Source organism: Polycladomyces abyssicola (genome assembly GCF_018326425.1).
GTDB lineage: Bacteria > Bacillota > Bacilli > Thermoactinomycetales > JIR-001 > Polycladomyces > Polycladomyces abyssicola.
Genome location: NZ_AP024601.1, coordinates 1,851,881 through 1,868,598, shown reverse-complemented (window position 1 = coordinate 1,868,598; position 16,718 = coordinate 1,851,881). Strand labels below are relative to the sequence as shown.

General features: G+C 47.8%; 18 protein-coding genes. 12 read left to right on the top strand and 6 right to left on the bottom strand.

All coding sequences use genetic code 11. From position 1 onward, the window contains the following. Nucleotides 1-202: 202 nt before the first annotated feature. The 7 genes from KI215_RS09355 (at nucleotide 203) to KI215_RS09325 (ending at nucleotide 4,968) form a co-directional block, all read left to right on the top strand. Entirely contained in the window at nucleotides 203-949 is a 747-nt protein-coding gene (locus KI215_RS09355) for a YheC/YheD family protein (protein WP_212772490.1), read from the top strand. A gap of 159 nt (nucleotides 950-1,108) precedes the next feature. Further along, nucleotides 1,109-1,423, top strand: a complete 315-nt coding sequence (locus tag KI215_RS09350; RefSeq protein WP_212772489.1) for a hypothetical protein — start codon at nucleotides 1,109-1,111, stop codon at nucleotides 1,421-1,423. 233 nt (nucleotides 1,424-1,656) lie between these two features. Continuing rightward, nucleotides 1,657-2,400 carry a YheC/YheD family protein gene (locus KI215_RS09345; RefSeq protein WP_212772488.1) on the top strand — a complete coding sequence of 248 codons (744 nt, stop codon included), beginning with the start codon at nucleotides 1,657-1,659 and terminating at the stop codon, nucleotides 2,398-2,400. A gap of 34 nt (nucleotides 2,401-2,434) precedes the next feature. Continuing rightward, nucleotides 2,435-3,187 (top strand): YheC/YheD family protein, encoded by a 753-nt coding sequence (locus KI215_RS09340; RefSeq protein WP_212772487.1) that lies wholly within the window; start codon nucleotides 2,435-2,437, stop codon nucleotides 3,185-3,187. Between the two features lie 846 nt (nucleotides 3,188-4,033). Continuing rightward, complete coding sequence (locus KI215_RS16330; protein ID WP_420830102.1) at nucleotides 4,034-4,198, top strand: PTS sugar transporter subunit IIA; 165 nt, start codon at nucleotides 4,034-4,036, stop codon at nucleotides 4,196-4,198. A gap of 93 nt (nucleotides 4,199-4,291) precedes the next feature. Further along, nucleotides 4,292-4,537, top strand: a complete 246-nt coding sequence (locus KI215_RS09330; RefSeq protein ID WP_212772486.1) for a MerR family transcriptional regulator — start codon at nucleotides 4,292-4,294, stop codon at nucleotides 4,535-4,537. Between the two features lie 83 nt (nucleotides 4,538-4,620). After that, nucleotides 4,621-4,968, top strand: a complete 348-nt coding sequence (locus tag KI215_RS09325) for a PH domain-containing protein (protein WP_212772485.1) — start codon at nucleotides 4,621-4,623, stop codon at nucleotides 4,966-4,968. A 51-nt stretch (nucleotides 4,969-5,019) separates the two neighbouring features. Here the strand turns inward: KI215_RS09325 and KI215_RS09320 are convergent, their stop codons facing one another. Beyond that, a complete protein-coding gene (locus tag KI215_RS09320) occupies nucleotides 5,020-5,442 on the bottom strand; it encodes a DUF2621 family protein (protein ID WP_212772484.1) in 423 nt (140 codons plus the stop codon). A gap of 130 nt (nucleotides 5,443-5,572) precedes the next feature. Between KI215_RS09320 and KI215_RS09315 the strand changes: the two genes are divergently transcribed. Next, the gene (locus tag KI215_RS09315; protein WP_212772483.1) at nucleotides 5,573-6,718 is read left to right on the top strand and encodes a glycerate kinase; all 1,146 of its coding nucleotides are present in this window, start codon (nucleotides 5,573-5,575) and stop codon (nucleotides 6,716-6,718) included. Nucleotides 6,719-6,967: 249 nt separating this feature from the next. After that, nucleotides 6,968-7,408, top strand: coding sequence for an HIT family protein (locus tag KI215_RS09310; RefSeq protein ID WP_212772482.1), 441 nt, complete (start codon nucleotides 6,968-6,970; stop codon nucleotides 7,406-7,408). A 218-nt stretch (nucleotides 7,409-7,626) separates the two neighbouring features. Here the strand turns inward: KI215_RS09310 and KI215_RS09305 are convergent, their stop codons facing one another. After that, a complete protein-coding gene (locus KI215_RS09305; protein WP_212772481.1) occupies nucleotides 7,627-9,300 on the bottom strand; it encodes an acetate--CoA ligase in 1,674 nt (557 codons plus the stop codon). A 915-nt stretch (nucleotides 9,301-10,215) separates the two neighbouring features. On the opposite strand from KI215_RS09305, the gene KI215_RS09300 reads away from it, so the two are divergent. The 3 genes from KI215_RS09300 (at nucleotide 10,216) to KI215_RS09290 (ending at nucleotide 13,203) form a co-directional block, all read left to right on the top strand. Continuing rightward, on the top strand, nucleotides 10,216-10,758 hold the full coding sequence (locus KI215_RS09300) for a copper resistance CopC family protein (RefSeq protein WP_212772480.1): 543 nt from the start codon (nucleotides 10,216-10,218) through the stop codon (nucleotides 10,756-10,758). Further along, complete coding sequence (locus KI215_RS09295) at nucleotides 10,755-11,855, top strand: copper resistance D family protein (RefSeq protein ID WP_212772479.1); 1,101 nt, start codon at nucleotides 10,755-10,757, stop codon at nucleotides 11,853-11,855. Before KI215_RS09300 ends, KI215_RS09295 begins: the two co-directional genes overlap by 4 nt. Before the next feature lie 142 nt (nucleotides 11,856-11,997). After that, a complete protein-coding gene (locus tag KI215_RS09290; RefSeq protein ID WP_212772478.1) occupies nucleotides 11,998-13,203 on the top strand; it encodes a GTP-binding protein in 1,206 nt (401 codons plus the stop codon). Between the two features lie 82 nt (nucleotides 13,204-13,285). Here KI215_RS09290 and KI215_RS09285 read toward each other — a convergent pair whose 3' ends face one another. The 4 genes from KI215_RS09285 to KI215_RS09270 all read right to left on the bottom strand — a co-directional run bounded on the left by KI215_RS09285 (nucleotide 13,286) and on the right by KI215_RS09270 (nucleotide 16,713). After that, nucleotides 13,286-13,708, bottom strand: a complete 423-nt coding sequence (locus tag KI215_RS09285; RefSeq protein ID WP_212772477.1) for a hypothetical protein — start codon at nucleotides 13,706-13,708, stop codon at nucleotides 13,286-13,288. A 122-nt stretch (nucleotides 13,709-13,830) separates the two neighbouring features. Then, nucleotides 13,831-14,715 (bottom strand): MurR/RpiR family transcriptional regulator, encoded by an 885-nt coding sequence (locus tag KI215_RS09280; RefSeq protein ID WP_275956695.1) that lies wholly within the window; start codon nucleotides 14,713-14,715, stop codon nucleotides 13,831-13,833. 2 nt (nucleotides 14,716-14,717) lie between these two features. After that, complete coding sequence (locus tag KI215_RS09275) at nucleotides 14,718-16,088, bottom strand: aspartate aminotransferase family protein (protein ID WP_338048293.1); 1,371 nt, start codon at nucleotides 16,086-16,088, stop codon at nucleotides 14,718-14,720. A 178-nt stretch (nucleotides 16,089-16,266) separates the two neighbouring features. Beyond that, the gene (locus KI215_RS09270) at nucleotides 16,267-16,713 is read right to left on the bottom strand and encodes a cupredoxin domain-containing protein (protein ID WP_212772474.1); all 447 of its coding nucleotides are present in this window, start codon (nucleotides 16,711-16,713) and stop codon (nucleotides 16,267-16,269) included. Nucleotides 16,714-16,718: the final 5 nt, after the last annotated feature.

Sequence of the window (16,718 nt, the reverse complement as noted above, 5' to 3'; positions counted from 1 at the left end):
TGTGTCGGGGATGTCAATCTCAGGGGATTTACGACATCGTGGGATGATCGTAGAAGCCCTGGAATATGGCATCTTTTTTTGTTCCGCTTCCTTCCACGCTGTTTGTCTCGAGTATACCCATTTATTCTGTCACCATGCACATAATCTATGAACCTTCATATCATATCATATCAGTAGATTATTAGAGAGGATGGATCGTATTATGGCGTTTCAAGGAAGGCTACAAGGTAAAATGAAGATAAACACCCTTTTATTAAAAGATCCTTGGATATCTCCACATATCCCCAAAACGGAATGGCTCTCTGAAGAAAGCTTGAGGGCCATGCTTCAACAATACGAGACAGTTTATGTGAAACCAAACAAGGGTTACAAAGGAATCGGTATTTTTCGAGTTCGAAAAATCAACTCTAAGAAGTGCGAGATTCAATCCAGTATGAATGTAGAGGTTAAAATCGTCTCGCTTCAAAAGGCTTTCAGTTTTTTAACCGAGCAAATCAAGAGCGGTCGCAAATATATTGTGCAGCAAGGGATCGAGTTGGCTCAACTGGAAGGGCGCCCTTATGATATTCGGATTATGATGCACAAACCACTAGACCGCTGGCAACTGTCCGGATGGGTGGTGCGCTTGTCCAAACGAGACATGGTTGTAACGAACTTTCATCGAGAGGGAGAGAGCATTTCGATTGACCGAGCTCTTCAAGATAACAATTGGGACGTAGCTCAAATCGCTGGGGATTTGTCCAATTTGGCCCACTTAGTTTCTAACGTTTTAGACCATTATTACGGGTTAAGAGAACTTGGTATTGATTTGGCTGTCGATAACAAAGGGAAAGTCTGGTATATAGAGGCAAACACCGGTCCCGGGTTTCGGGGGTATAAAGCTGTGAGTATGCCCATGTATGAGAGGGTGATGAACACACACAGGTTTATCGTAAAAAAGTATTCCTAACCAACCCGACTTTTTACCCAAGGAGGTTAATTTCATATGGATACCAGGTCGATTCAGACAAAGTCGGTTCGACGCTGAAGGAAATCTACGGGCCAGGGCGCATATTTAATCCACGTCCTTCATGGGAACTGGTTTGACCGCAGAGAGGTGCCAGAAGAAGTGATTTTAACGGGGCGGAAGATCATAGAAAGGGCCAAAATGTTGGGATATGTCGGCGTTGCTGGGTTTGATATTGTCATCACACAGGAAGGAGACTGTTATGTACTGGATTTAAACTTCCGTTTGAACGGTTCCAGTGTGGTACTGCTTCTTCGGGATCGAATCGAAGAAGTATACGGAGATAAGGCAAACGATCCCAAGGCAAGTCCCTATCGGGATGCTCAGGGTTATCTTTCCGGACTGTTTCTCGGTGACAGCCGGGAAGACGTCGATCACTTGAATGAACAATTGATCTTGGAGGGAATCGGATGTTAGAAGGATGGTTATGGATCATCCTCGTATGCTTCGATTTGGACTGAAGAAGAAAGGTACCAGAGCTTTAAACCGGTACCACAGACGTCTTGTGTCGGGGATGTCATGTAATCCCAGGGGATTTACGACATCATGGGATGATCGTAAATCCCCGTATACCCATTTATTCTGTCACTATGCACATAATCTATGAACCTTCATATCATATCAGTAAAGTAAAAGAAAGGGTTGATCGTATGAGGGTTCAGAGAATCGTAGCAAGCAAAATGAAAAAAAACACTGTTTTATTAAAAGATCCTTGGATCTCTCCACATATTCCTAAAACGGAATGGCTCTCCGAAAAGAGCTTGGGGGCCATGCTTCAACATTACGAGACGGTTTATGTGAAACCAAACAGGGGTCACAAAGGAATCGGTATTTATCGCGTTCGAAAAATCAACTCTACGCAGTGCGAGATTCGATCCAGTATGAATGAAGCGGTTAAAATCGTCTTGCTTCAAGATGCTTTCAGTTATTTAACCGAGCAAATCAAGAGGGGGCGTAAATATATTGTGCAACAAGGTATTGAGATGGCTCAACTGGAAGGGCGCCCTTATGATATTCGGATATTAATGCAGAAACCACTAGACCGTTGGCAACTATCCGGATGGGTGGCACGCTGGTCCAAACGAGATATGATTGTAACGAACATGCATCGAGGGGGAGAGAACATTTCGATTGAGCGAGCTCTTAAAGACAATAATTGGGAGGCAGCTCAAATCGCTGGGGAATTGTCCAATTTGGCCCACTTAATTTCTAGCGTTTTAGACAATTATTATGGTTTCAGAGTACTTGGTCTTGATTTGGCTGTCGATAACAAAGGGAAAGTCTGGTTTATCGAGGCAAACACCAATCCCTTATTTCGGCAGATGTTTAAAGCTGTGGGTATGCATGAAAGGGTGATGAACACCCACAGGTTTATCGTAGAAAAGTATTCCTGACAGCTTGATCTATCCCCGAGGAGGTTATTTTTATATGGCCGTTCAAAAATATGTCTCTAACAAGATGAAGTACCACGACATACTGGTAGAAGATCCTGTGTTGTTTTCTTTGGTACCGGAAACTTTTTGGCTTACAGATACAGCTCTAACACAGTTGCTCCTAAAATATTCTGCTGTGTATATCAAACCCAATTCCAATCATCGAGGAAACGGAATCCTCAAAGTGAGTCTAAATGGAACAGCTTGTTGTATTCAACATAGTTTTCATGACCAGTCTTATACTGTGCCTTTGGCGAACGTATATAAAACGGTGAAACAAGGCTTGAAAGCCAAACAAAAATATATTGTTCAGCAGGGGATTAATCTTGCCACCTTTAACGGTTTTCCCTTCGATGTTCGTGTGTTAATGCACAGGCCCCTTGATCGATGGCAAATATCCGGTTGGTTGGCGAGAGTAGCAACCAGTAGTAATCAAATTGTGACCAATCATATCCGAGGAGCTGAACCCGTCCCTTTAGAAAAAGCGTTGTCAGAGCTCCCCAAAAATCCTACTGAACTAGTGGTTGAATTATCGGATAAGTGTCACCAAACAGCCAGTCTCTTGGGCCAGTATTTTGATTTACGGATTGTCGGTTTGGACATGGCCGTAGATCAACAAGGACGCATCTGGTTCCTTGAAATGAATTCCTCCCCGATGTTTCGTAAGATGTTTAAAGAACTGGGCGATTCCTCAATGTACCAGCGTGCAATCAAAACACACCGGTATATTGTTAAGAAATATTCTTAAAGGGGATCAACATGATAATGAGAACCGGGAGACCGTGACAGAGACGAAGCTTAACGATGTTGGAGCATTGCCATTGATCAAGACTGCATAGACAAAGTAGATATCGAGCCAAATGAACGTCGATCCCACTTAAGGAGCAGCTGGTTGAACCAGTTGCTTTTCTCATTCCGGTCGGCCGCTGATCGGTGCTATTTCTATCTGTATTAAGAGAGCCATCCTGGTAGCGAAAAACATCAAAAGTAGGGCAACCCGGGATCTTATGGAGTTTATTCGCCCCGTACTGTCAGTGGGGTTTCCCCTTCTCGGGATCGTCAGCGAGGGCCAATGCTCGATTCGGAAAGCTATCGAAAACTTAGTGGATGTACCGTATCAATCTTATCGGGAGACGCCGTTGATGTATCGGTTGATCTTCCCCGTTTTCATAAATATGCCTGAGGAGTTGAAGGTAGAGATTGACCAGAGGTACTAGAAGATGTACCGTGACAAATATGGCGCGGTTTTTGCAGGGGATGGACATTTTCGTTCCCGCAAAGACATCGATTCGCAAAAGGGATCGAATTGGTGATGGATTGTTTGGAGGTAATCAGGCTTCAGTATGAGGGTTCGGAATGATCCCATTTGCCATCCGCAAATGGAACCTTAAAATGCCGGGACGTGAAGATGAGGATAAAGCCATAGAATGATGGGGGGTGTCTTTGCGATCGAACCGACGGAAGGTGTCGTGGTATCTCCGATTGAAGGGACGCCATGGTATCCATTCTGTGGGCGATCCTGAATCACATCGGAATCGATGCCGTCAACCTGTAAGGGAAAGGCTTTGAAGTCTTCATCTTCGACGGTGACAAAGTGAAACCGGGACAAAAACTGCTGGAAGTGGATCTGGACTATATCAAGAAAAACGCCACTTCCATCATCACCCCGATCGTGTTCACCAACTTGCAGGGAGGCGAATCGGTCAACCTGAAAAAACCGAAATCCAACGGTGAAGAAGATATCGTGACGGTGAAGTAATACGATATCTCACAACCAAACGGGAGCTGCATTCCTGAGGGAATCGGCTCCCGTTTTTTAAACCATAGATAGTCTCAGTGGGTAATTAAGAGTTTGGGTCTGAATCTGCTGTATTTTAGCGTTCGGGAAACCTACTCTTTATTAGAGGGATTTGAAGAACAGGTCACTCCTTCTGAGCGATGGCGTACCATGGCAGCAATCAAATGTGCAGAACTGAAGGAGAAAAAGAAACAAATCGATACAATGATTAGCATATTGGAAAAAGGATTAACATGTCAGTGTCTTACTTGGGCTGATTGTTTGATGTATGTGAAATCAGATCAAGCATGTGATGAATGATTTTCTTCGGTTGCGATTTCCCCGTTTGCTCAAACGGGTTCAAGGGGATGGGGTATGATAAGACATAGGAAAGGGGGGATAATGTGGGAATTTTCAGCGGTGGAGACAATGACCGTGGTCATATGAATCAGGTGGCGGAGTTTTTGTTTGAAGGAGAAGAAGTATTGCAGACTTACGGTTTGTTGTTGGATTTCGTCGCGTTGACGAACAAGCGCATTTTGTTTGTGGACAAAACGGCGATGAGTCGAAGAACAGCTGTCATCTCCATCCCCTACTCCAAAGTGGAGGCAATCTCGATCGAAAAAGGGAAGCTCTGGTCGCTGTCCAACCGCGTTGAGATTCAGACGAAGGGACGGACATATGAATTGGAGTTTCTAAAAGGAGCGGATGTGATGGGGTTCTACCGGACGCTGGCCCGGATGATCTGTTAGCCTGATCAAAAAAGGTTCGTTCCCTTCATACTCGGGAACGAACCTTTTTGTCTAAAAGTATTCTTGGTACGGGGTGAGGTCGATCTGCTTCTCCTTCAGGGTGCGAATCAGCCATTTGTGATCCCGCTTCGGCGTCGCCTGGATGTATCCGCGGATAATCAGGTCTTCAGTGATGCGGTCGGCATTTTCCTTCAGCGCAAGCTCGCCGATTTTACCCGCAATTGTCTGACGAGCGGTATCCCGGAACATCTTGGGAACCGGACGCACCAAGTCCTCCAGCAGTTCTTTTTGTTCATCCGACCACATGTGCCGCGTTTTTTCGATATAATAAGCCTGCCATTCCAAAATCGACTTGCCGTCTTCCTTGGGCATGCCTTTGAGAAACTTGCGAAACATGAAATAACCGCCGATTGAGAGAAATCCGATCATGATCATGACCCAGATAATGACGGCCCATGTCATCCAAACCGGCATCGTACCACCTCTTTCGCCAACGTCGGTGGTCGGTGTATCTTTGTTGTCGTCGAACCTCATTATATCCGGACTGTGTGGGGTTGTTCAAGCCGAGCAGACGATAAGTATCAATCGATAAGGGGATGATGGGATGAAGGTGTTGATTGCCTCCGATTCTTTCAAAGGCAGCTTGTCTTCCGCACAGGTGGTGGAAGCAGGGTGTATGGCGGCGGCGCGTGTGGACCGACACATTGAAGTGACAGGGTTGCCGATCGCCGACGGCGGGGAAGGAACGGTGGATTGCGTGTTGCAGGCTGTGGAAGGGAAACGAATCCCGGTGAAGACGGTGGACCCGTTGGGTCGTCCGATCACCGCTGATTTAGCCGTGGTGGGACAAACGGCGATTGTGGAGCTGGCTTCGGCTTCAGGATTACCACTATTGTCTCCCGCGGAGCGCAATCCGTATCAAACGTCTACATACGGGACGGGCTTGTTGATCCGGTCTGCACTGGATTTGCCTGAAGTCCGGGAAATCCTGGTAGCTATCGGCGGCAGTGCCACCAATGACGGCGGACTGGGCATGGCGCAGGCACTCGGGCTGAGAGCATGGGACGAAAAGGGGAGACCGGTGAAGCAAGGTGGCCAACATGTGGGAGAAGTGGCGAAATTGGACACGAGCCAGATGCACCCGCGGCTGAAAGAAGTGACGATCCGCGTGGCCTGTGATGTGGACAATCCTTTATACGGGGAAAATGGTGCCTCCCATGTGTTTGGTCCGCAAAAAGGGGCGACACCTGAGATGGTTAAGACGTTGGATGCGAATCTGCGCCGGTTGTCCGATGTGATACGACGTGATTTGGGCGTAGATGTGTCCCGTCTGCCCGGAGGAGGAGCGGCCGGGGGTACGGGGGCAGGTTTGGCTGCATTTTGTGGGGCCCGACTGGAACCGGGAATTGAGTTGTTGTTGGACGTATGCCGGTTTGACGAGCGGGTGAGAGAAGTGGATTTGGTCATCACCGGTGAAGGAAGGACGGACCATCAGACTCTGCGGGGAAAAGCGCCGGTCGGAGTGGCCAAACGTGCGAAAAGGTACGGAAAGCCGGTGATCTGTGTGTCCGGAGCATACGATCCCGCAGTGGTAAAAGAGTTGAGAGCGTGTGGAATCGATGCCGTGTTCAGTCTTTGCCCGGGACCGACGGATGAGGAAAAGGCATTTGCTCATGCATTCGAATGGATGGTGTCTGCACTGGAAAACGTCTTTGGTTTGTGGTTGGGTATGAGAGGAGACAAGCGGTGAAAAAGAAAGCTACTACGATTCCAAAGGAAAAGCTCAAGAAATAGTAGTTTCACTCTTCCTCTATAATTATTCGACGGACCAGTCGACAAAACCACGACTGGTCTTTTCCTTTAGCCTGCTAAATGTTCTGATTACATCTTGTTACCTCAACCCTTTGACATTTGCCTGTAACTTGTAAAGTCAAGGTATTTGTTGCATTCAACAGCAGACATTAGATGCAGAACCGGGTCCGTGTAAAGGAGGAACGCTATGATGGAAGATCGACAGGTTTCCTGTATTTTTTGTTCCATCGTTCAAAAGGATGAACCAGCCAGTATCGTTTATGAAGATGCTCAAATCCTTGCTTTCCTTGATATCGCTCCTATCAATCCCGGACATACCCTTGTAATCCCGAAAGTGCACTATGAGTCATTGTCCGAGGTGCCGGACTCTGTGGTTGCTCGTATGATGACGGTAGCAAAGAAAATAGCGACTGCGATTCGGTTGTCCGGAGTGTACTGTGAAGGGATCAACTTACTTTTAGCCGATGGGGAAGCCGCATTTCAGGATGTATTTCACTGCCATCTGCATGTAGTTCCGCGTTTTAAGGGAGATTCATTCCGGATCGATGGTTGCTACTCGAACCATCCGGAACGCTCAGAACTTGACTGTGTTGCGTTGCAGATTCGTTCCAATATGGAATCGGTATAGAGTTTTTCAGAGTTTATCATCCGACTCTACCAGAAGGTTTCGGGTGTCTACAATACAAATACCCAGTTGGTAGTGAGACCTAATCGGGCCTTTGCCATGTCTGGTAGAGGGAGTGTTCACCGCCATATACCTAGTAAATGGAAAAATGACTTGAGGCACCACTTTTGGCGCTCAAGTCATTTTGTGTTTATGAAAGAAACCGTAGGATTTCCTTCCTTTTAGATTTGTTTTTGTTGCGAAGCATTATTTTTTTCTATTTCTTGGTTTCGGAGAATGAACCGTTGAATCTTACCGCTGGGAGTTTTGGGTAATTCAGTTACGAATTCAACTTCACGCGGATACTCATGTTTTGAAAGGCGGTTTTTTACATACAGGGATAACTCTTGTGCCAATTCATCCGAAGGTGTGAATTCGTCTGCTAGTACAACAAACGCTTTTACGATTTCTCCTTTCATCGGATCTGGTTTTCCAACAGCGGCTGCTTCAACTACAGCCGGGTGTTCCAGTAGACAACTTTCAATCTCAAAAGGTCCAATTCGATATCCGGCGCTCGAAATGATGTCGTCAGCCCGACCTTGGAACCAAAAGTACCCTTCTCGATCCTTGAATGCTAGGTCACCTGTCAAGAACCAATTTCCGATCATTTTTTCCGCAGTCTTATCAGGATCTTTCCAATATCCTTTGAAAACATTTGGAAATGAATCAGTATTGAACGCAATTTGTCCCACACTACCATCGGCTACTGGTACACCTGCATGATCAAGTAAAGCAACTTCAAAACCTGGTAAAGCAAATCCCATCGACCCCGGACGGATTTCCATATCGATTGCGTTAAAATTACCTATTAGCATCAATGTTTCGGATAACCCGTAGTGGTCTTTCACTGTTACTCCTAGATGTTTTTTGAAAAACTGTATTACCTCAGGGTTAAGAGGTTCACCAGCAGAGCTCATGGCTCTTACTTTAATATGGTATTTGCTGATTACCTGTGATCCTGATGCTACCATTGCTCGATAGGCCGTTGGGGCATACGCAAAATTCGTTACACTGTATTTTTCCATCAGGGAATAATAGGTCTCTGGCTTAAAGGGTCCTTCGTAAAAAACAATCGGGACTCCAAAGCACATGGGTGCAAATGTGCAAAAAATCAGCCCATAAGCCCAGCCCGGATCCGCACCGCCTAAGAATATATCGTCGTCTCGCAGATCGATCGCGTAACGCATATACGGATAAATATTAATAAGCAGATTGTGTGACCACATGGCTCCCTTTGGCATACCGGTGGATCCTGATGTATACTGTATAGCCAACAGATCGTCTACTGTCATTTCTTCTGTCCGATGTTCAGGAGACTCAAGTGCAAGGGTATCCCAAAAAGGCAAATCACCCGGATTCGGCGTTCCATCGATTACGAAAATATGCTCAAGTGAGGGGACTTTTTCTTTTGGTGGTAATTTGGGACGATGAGTTTGATTGGTTATAATCACCTTTGCTTCAGAATGATTGATACGATATTCGATTGCTTGCGGACCAAACGCTGTAAATAGTGGTACGTAAACTGCACCTACCTTCCAAGCAGCTAGAATATACACGATCAGTGCGGGATTCTTCGGGAGCAGTGCACAAACCCTGTCTCCTCGCTTAATACCAAGCTTGCGAAATACATTGGCCATTTGATTGGACCAGTCACGCAGTTCTCGATATGTGATGGTTTTTTGATTGCCAAACTGGTCCTCATAGAATATGGCTATACGAGAAGGATCTTCGGCATAACGATCACATACCTCGTGTGCCACATTGAAACGCTCACGAGGATTCCAGTCATAGTGATTCAGTACAGTCTCCCAAGAAAAAGAGGAACTTAAAGAAGAATAGTCAGTGATCTTCGTCATCTTTGTAACACTCCTTTTGATCAGTTAATCCACTTTTATGTAGCAGATACTCAACAATCAATTACCGACTATTCGGATGATTGATAGGGTATTGATTTCGCACCAAGACAGATAACAGCTTCAAGAACATTCTCTTCTAGAAAAAGTAGACGAGTTTTCTCGTCGGCCGCTGTATGAATCAAAAGTGATGTTACTGGGGTTATGATAATCAAAAAACTCAAATTTTATATCAATCAAAATGAGATTGAATATAAAAATAATATGAATACTAATTTCATGCATTCTTATCATCATATCCCGACAGCTATCCCTGCTGTCCAACTAGAGTTGATTATAATTGAAAACGTTTACATTATCAATCGTTTACAAAATATCAAAATGTTTTAAATTATATTAATTGTATTATCATCCCAGGAGATAGAAGTGACCCTGGAGGAAGTCTGATGTTTGGTGTAGTGGGTAACTTTTGGACACTTCGTAACAAACTTCTCCCTCCCGATTCACAATCACGGTTTTGACCGCGCTCGTGCCCAGGTCAACACCGATAACAAAACTCATTGGTCAGCCCTCCCGTCGATCTCGTAGAATCACATAAGATACTGGTTCAAGACGGCTTTCAGTCGTTCCTGCATGCCCGACGGGGTTTCGATCTTAGTAAGATTGAGTACATAGGCCTCCATTTAGAGGAAATCCCCCGTTTCATGGACGATATCCGACGGACTCCTGTTAGAATAGTTTCATGGACCACGTATTTCCTGGGCAAAACCGTATCCGGTGATTTTCAACCAACTTTTGATGAAAACCCGTGACGTATTTTCGTATCTTCTGTGAAAGTCCTGAGGATTTCACCTAATGGGTGTTATATTATAGTAAGATTGGGTACTGCGTTCAGTCTGCTTGGACGAGGTGGAAAATATGAACCGAAAATGGATCAGGTATATCGGTTTGTGCTTGTGTATTTGGCTCGTGCCTTCACTGACGTGGGCCCACACGCACCTGAAACAATCGACACCGGGTGATGGGGACACGGTTTCCCAACCAGTGCAGAAGCTCACGTTGGTGTTTGAGGAGCGCATTGAACAGGGTGGTTCGGTGGAACTGCGTGACGACGCTGGGCACACGGTTAAACCGTCTTCCGTCAAGATTCAAGGGGATACGTTGGAAGCGACATTGGGGTCCGCCCTGCCGGACGGCAACTACACCGCCCAGTGGAAAATCATCGGATTGGACGGTCATCCGATGCAAGGGTCATTTCACTTTGAGGTGAAAGCGGGTAAAACATCGACCAGCCAAAAACCGCCGACCGTACCCAAACAACAGCCTACGCCGCATCACGACCAACATCCCGCTCCGGTTAAACGGTCCACTTCTTCTCCCGTGATCTGGGTGGTGGCCTTACTGATACTCAGCGCCGCGGTGATTGTGGGCTGGTTGTTCTGGAGGAAGCCGAAAGCATGATCGTATGGGTTCAAACATTGTTCGAGACGATGGCAGTGACGTGCCTCGCCCTGTTGACGGGCGGGGCGCTTCTTTCACTGGTGGGGGATGAGTACAAACCGATCGTTGTTTTCCCGCACCGCCTGTTTCCCTTGGTCACTCTGTTAGCGGGCCTTGCTTCTTTTGTTCCCGTCCTGCGTCTGGTTCTTTTTTTGGCACCGGATACGGGTTGGATGGAGGCCATTCGGCTGGGAGTGTTTCTCTCACGTACCGGGCAAGTTTGGTTGGGCTTGATGGCAGCATCGATTTTGCTCGCCCTATTTCTTCAGGCACGGGATATGACCAGCTCCAAATGGACGTCTGGTTTGGCTTTGATCGGTACATGGATGCTAATCCTGATCAAGTCGTGGATGGGCCACGCCGCTTCCGTTTCAGGTGTCAGCGGTTGGGTTTTGCATTCGGTTCATCTGACCGCGGTATGTATATGGGCGGGTGGATTGATGATGGCCGGTTTCTTTACGGTTGACACCGCGCGTTGGCTTTCTTTTCTTCGGTGGTTTACTCCGACGGCGATCGGTTGCGTGACGGCCGTCATCCTGGCTGGTTGGGGATTGATGGGTATCATTGCTCCTGAGTATGTTGCTTCCTGGGTATTGCCTTACGGGGAAGCGTTGTTGATCAAACAGTGGATGACTGCTGGGGTATTGGTCATGGCCGGGGTGAATGGCGGATGGATTCGCCGAAAACTGGCGCGGGGCGAAGGGGTAAATCCCCTGCCCTGGATACGCGCGGAAGCGATCTTGATATTGCTGGTGGTGGCCATCACCGCGTGGATGAGTCAGGAAGCAGCACCGCACACCGTGGCAGAGACAGTACAGGCTGTCGGTGTGTCCCCGTTGTTTGAGGGATTGTTTCCCGGGAAATGGCATCCCGGTCTACGTGCGGAATGGCAGGGACATCTTCTCGGTGGGTTGTCGGTATTGGTGGCGCTGATCCTGTTGGCGCTGATCCCGTTGTTGTTTCGCCAGCGACGTTCGGCCTACGGTGCGGTTTGGTTGGCCGGATTGGCGGCGTGCGTCGGTTTTGTGGGTGTTTTGGTTTGGGCATACGGTGGTTGATGTGTGATGTCACCCGAGTAAAGTGACCTCTTTTTTTGATTATAAAACGTAATAATTACGATTTACAAAAAGAGATGCCTTGTATAAAATGAGGTTTGTATGGATTGAAATCAGTAATGAATTCGATTTAAGGAGGAGAAAAATGAAAGGGAAAATACCGGTTACCGTATTGAGCGGTTACATGGGATCGGGGAAAACAACTATTCTCAACCATGTTCTGCAAAATCGGCAAGGGCTCAGAGTGGCTGTGATCGTCAATGATATGAGTGAGATCAATGTGGATACCGGACTGATCGATCGGAGCGGCGCTTTGTCCCGGACGGAAGAGAAGTTGGTGGAGATGTCCAACGGTTGTATCTGTTGCACGCTGCGGGAGGATTTGTTGCGGGAAGTGGAACGGTTGGCCAAGCAGGGTCGGTTCGATTACATATTGATCGAGTCATCGGGGATCAGTGAACCGGTGCCGGTTGCCCAGACCTTCACCTATTTGGATGAGGAACACGGTATCGATCTTTCGTCGCTGTGCCGGTTGGACTGTATGGTAACCGTGGTGGATGCGTACCGTTTCTGGCATGATTTCGCTTCGGGCGAAACCTTGTTGGACCGTCAACAGGCAGTCAGTAAAGATGATACCAGGGATGTATCCGATCTGTTGATTGACCAGATTGAGTTTTGCGACGTCTTGATCCTCAACAAATGCGATCTGGTGGAGGAGGAGGATTTGCAAAGGTTGGAGGCCGTCTTGCGCAAACTACAACCGCAAGCCAAGCTGATCCGCACTTCTCACGGCCGAATCAACCCGTCGGAAATTCTGAACACAGGCTTGTTTGATCTGGAGCGGGCCAGTCAGGCGGCCGGTTGGATCCAGGAATTGCAAAAAGATAGCCACACTCCCGAAACGGAGGAGTACGGCATTTCTTCTTTTGTTTACCGGCGACGTCGGCCGTTTCATCCTGAACGGTTGGCCCGTTGGATGGAAGAGTGGCCGGAAACGATCGTGCGCGCCAAAGGGATGATTTGGTTGGCTACACGTCATGACACTGCCGTGCTGCTCTCACAGGCAGGACCATCTATTCAAGTGGGACCGATGGGCCATTGGGTTGCCGCTCTTTCGGAAGAAGAGATGGAGCGGGTGTTGGTGGCGGAACCGGAGACGGCACGGCGATGGCACCCCATTTGGGGAGATCGTGTGACGGAGTTGGTACTGATCGGTGTGGATATGGATCGGCAACAAGTGGAGCGCGAGTTGGATGGGTGTCTGTTGACCGATGAGGAGATGCAGTTAGATTGGTCGACTTTTCCCGATCCGTTGCCGGGAGCGGCAGAGGGGAATGTTCCTTCTGTTTGATCATTACCGCTAAGCTCGATTTGGCGAGAAGATTCCACAGGGATACGGTAGTGACGGAGACCCTTGACAGCCGGTGTCTCCGTCATTCTTCTTTTCCCATATATTCCGGATACTCCAGCAAAAACGCCTGAACGACGTTTTCATATTCCTCATCCGGGATTTCATGCAGGCGTTGTGAGCGAACTTCGAAAAAATAGAGGTCGTCCCCCGGATTGTCTCGGTTGTAGTACATGGCATACAACCTTTTGCCCTGGCGAAAGGTGGCACCCAAAACGGCATGGATCTCCTTTTCTTCTGTCTTCAGTCTTTGGAAGAAAAACGGTTCCACCTGATCCCAGACCGTTTCGGTGTAGGTTTCCCCCGGATAACGCAACCACAGGGTATCATCCTTCCATTCCGCCACATATAGCTGGTTTTTTTCTTCCTTCGGCCATAACAACAAGAGATGCCGCACGTGTTCGTGGATAAACACATACTGGTGAGGTGTATCAAATTGGATGTACAAAGCGATTCCCCCTCTTGAATCCAGGTGATGACAGAATCAGCGGTTATCATCAGCCTGCTTGATCCATTCTATTATCCAGGACGCGAGTTGTTTTCTCCAACGGGTCCCAACCTCCTCCCCAACTACCGGCCGATTTTGTTTTCCGAAGGATAATAAATCCCTTCCATCTCCCACAAGTGCTCCATATTTTTCAGATGACGGGTAATTTCCTGTTTATTGATCCTTGCAACCGCGATCAGCAACGCGTTGATCAGGCTGAGTGGGGCGACGAAAGAGTCGAGGAAAGAAGGCGAGCTGCTCGCAGCGATCAGGTAGAGATCGGATGTGTTTGCAAGGGGTGAACGGTGCGAATCGGTAATCGCCAATGTCTTTACCCCTTGCTTTCTCACATATTGCAAGGCTTGAACCGTTCGTGACGTATAGCGGGAAAAACTGATTCCAATAACCAAATCATTGGAACCCAGCGTGGAAAGTTGTTCGAACATCGTATCGGATTCCGTGATCAGCCGGGTGTTTTTCTTCAGCAAATGCAGATAAAACGCCAAGAATGAACCCAAAGCATGGGAGCTGCGAAATGCGATGATGGTGACGGATTTTGCTTGGTGTATCTGTTGAACGGCTTTGCCGAACATATCGATGTCCAACATCTGAATGGTTTGTTTCAAATTGGACAGATCATCGGATAAAACTTCATAGGCGATGCGTTGTTCTTCGGAGTACAGTTCTTCTGCCAAGTCCAACCGCTCAACCGTTGTGACGCGTTTGCGAAGCTGTTCTTGCAAACTGCGTTGCATTTCCGTAAATCCCGCAAATCCGAGGGTGGTGGCGAAGCGGATGACGGTCGCTTCGCCTACACCTGCTTGTTTGGCCAACTGGGCCGTAGTCAAAAACGGCACGGTATCCGGGTGTGCCTCGATATAAGCCGCAATTTGTCGTTGTGCCTTGCTCATCCGGCTGATTTTCTGCCGTATTCTTTGAAAAACGTCATGCTTGTCAGACACGGGCATCCCTACTTTCTTACCAGACTTTTGACGGCAAGCTCAAATCGTTCCAGTGTTTCATCAATCACTTCGGCGGAATGGGCCGTTGACAGAGAGAAACGATTGAGCGGTTTGATGAAAACTCCTTGGTTTAACAAGTGCGTGTCCAAATTCCTCCGCAAAGACAGATTTGACTCCAAGACATCCTGGATACGGCGGACAGGCAGATCCGCCAGCACCAAATTGAATATGCTGCCTATGCCGACGGTCTGAGACGCGATTCCGTAGCGGGACAAGATTTCCTCCATTCCGTTGCGCAATTGCGTCGTGTTTGCCTCCAGTTGCGGATAAACTCCGGATTCTCGAAGTACTTGGATCGTAGCCAATCCAGCGGTGAGGACAATGGGATGACCGTTATAAGTGCCGCTGTGAAATAAGGGTTGGTCCTGACCAAAAGACGGTGGTTGCTGTTCGGTCGTCAAAATGTCCACTCCACTGGCGGGTGAACATAATTCCATCATTTCCACCCGACCTCCAACCGCTCCGACAGGAAACCCGCCTCCCAACACTTTTCCGAGGGCGGTCAAATCGGGAACCACCCCGTATATACCTTGCGCCCCCGACAATCCGGTGCGAAATCCTGTCTTCACCTCGTCAAATATCAGTACGATCCCATATTGTTGCGTGAGTTCACGTAACCTTTTCAGGAAAGTTTCATCCGGTGGAATAAATCCTCCCTGGATCGGTTCCATGATCACAGCGGCAATTTCATGACGATGTTGATGGAGGATTTCTTCCGTTTGGTCCCATTCATTAAACGGAAGAACCACGGTGTTTTCTGCGTAATATTCAGGTAGACCGAGGGAATCTGACGTTTTTACCGGATGCCGTCTGAGATTTCGTTTTTGGGGGGTTACGCTGATCAGCACTTGATCATAACTTCCGTGATAGTGACCTTCAAATTTGGCCAACTTTTTTCTCCCGGTCCACGCCATGGCTAATCGAATGGCCAGCAATGTGGCTTCCAATCCCGAGTTGGTGAAACGAACCTTTTCGATCCCGGGGTACAAGTCGACCAATACGCGGGCCATTTCCGCTTCCAGCCGATGGGGTGTTCCGAAGATCGTGGTACCGATGTGCGAGAATGTTTCGTTGATGGCGGCGATGATTCTCTGATCCCCGTGTCCCAGAATGAGCGCTCCGTAACATAGGTTGTAATCAATATATTGATTGCCGTCAACATCGTAAAGGTAAGCGCCGGAGGCCGAATCCATGAAGATGGGGTAGGGAGTGAAATATTTGATGTTGGCTGTCACCCCGCCCGGTATCCACCTGGCCGCTTCACGGTACATTTGGGCGGAACGAGCAGCAGTCTTGTGGAGGAATGAACCGTTTTCCATCATTGTCACCTCATTTGAAATAAATACTCCATAAACAAAATCAATAGGAGTACATATTTCATTTATCGCATGATTGGTACATTGTCAAGGTGCAATTTAAGAGATTCCGGTGGGAATAGGGCTTGCCAAAAAGGCGTGTTTTCCACCGATTTAGAACACGCCTTTTTGTGGTTATTGTTTAGCGCGGCAAAACGACGATGTATCCGATCATGGGACCATTGGTTTCGGCGGTGGGATGAGTGTGGCAAATCAGTTGAAACGTACCGGGTTTGTTCGCCGTAAAGGAGACGTGCGTCATATGTCCCTGCCTGACGTTACCCCGTACGTTGTACCCTTCGATGGAAAACGGATGCTCTTTGCCGCTGACGCCCCGAATCATCAGATGAACGCGGTCCCCTTGATGAACCACGATCATACCGGGGTCCCATCGGTACGCTTCCAGTTTTTTGCCTTGGTACCGACCCTTGAACTCCCCGGTTACCATATAAAACTTCTTTTCCTGTGATGACGCGGTCGGTTGACCGGCAGAAGCGTCGCGTGCCACAAACGGCGCTTTCCATACTGTGACAACGCCCGCCAAGAATAGAAGCACCACCAAATACAGCCAATAACGTCTTGTTGACATCACCA

Bases quoted from the DNA above. Each gene is read 5' to 3' on its own strand.
- KI215_RS09300 (WP_212772480.1), top strand. From the start codon at position 10,216: ATGAACCGAAAATGGATCAGGTATATCGGTTTGTGCTTGTGTATTTGG.
- KI215_RS09290 (WP_212772478.1), top strand. From the start codon at position 11,998: ATGAAAGGGAAAATACCGGTTACCGTATTGAGCGGTTACATGGGATCG.
- KI215_RS09280 (WP_275956695.1), bottom strand. From the start codon at position 14,715: ATGCCCGTGTCTGACAAGCATGACGTTTTTCAAAGAATACGGCAGAAA.
- KI215_RS09345 (WP_212772488.1), top strand. From the start codon at position 1,657: ATGAGGGTTCAGAGAATCGTAGCAAGCAAAATGAAAAAAAACACTGTT.
- KI215_RS09305 (WP_212772481.1), bottom strand. From the start codon at position 9,300: ATGACGAAGATCACTGACTATTCTTCTTTAAGTTCCTCTTTTTCTTGG.
- KI215_RS09340 (WP_212772487.1), top strand. From the start codon at position 2,435: ATGGCCGTTCAAAAATATGTCTCTAACAAGATGAAGTACCACGACATA.
- KI215_RS09275 (WP_338048293.1), bottom strand. From the start codon at position 16,088: ATGGAAAACGGTTCATTCCTCCACAAGACTGCTGCTCGTTCCGCCCAA.
- KI215_RS09320 (WP_212772484.1), bottom strand. From the start codon at position 5,442: ATGCCGGTTTGGATGACATGGGCCGTCATTATCTGGGTCATGATCATG.
- KI215_RS09270 (WP_212772474.1), bottom strand. From the start codon at position 16,713: ATGTCAACAAGACGTTATTGGCTGTATTTGGTGGTGCTTCTATTCTTG.
- KI215_RS09310 (WP_212772482.1), top strand. From the start codon at position 6,968: ATGATGGAAGATCGACAGGTTTCCTGTATTTTTTGTTCCATCGTTCAA.
- KI215_RS09295 (WP_212772479.1), top strand. From the start codon at position 10,755: ATGATCGTATGGGTTCAAACATTGTTCGAGACGATGGCAGTGACGTGC.
- KI215_RS09315 (WP_212772483.1), top strand. From the start codon at position 5,573: ATGAAGGTGTTGATTGCCTCCGATTCTTTCAAAGGCAGCTTGTCTTCC.
- KI215_RS09355 (WP_212772490.1), top strand. From the start codon at position 203: ATGGCGTTTCAAGGAAGGCTACAAGGTAAAATGAAGATAAACACCCTT.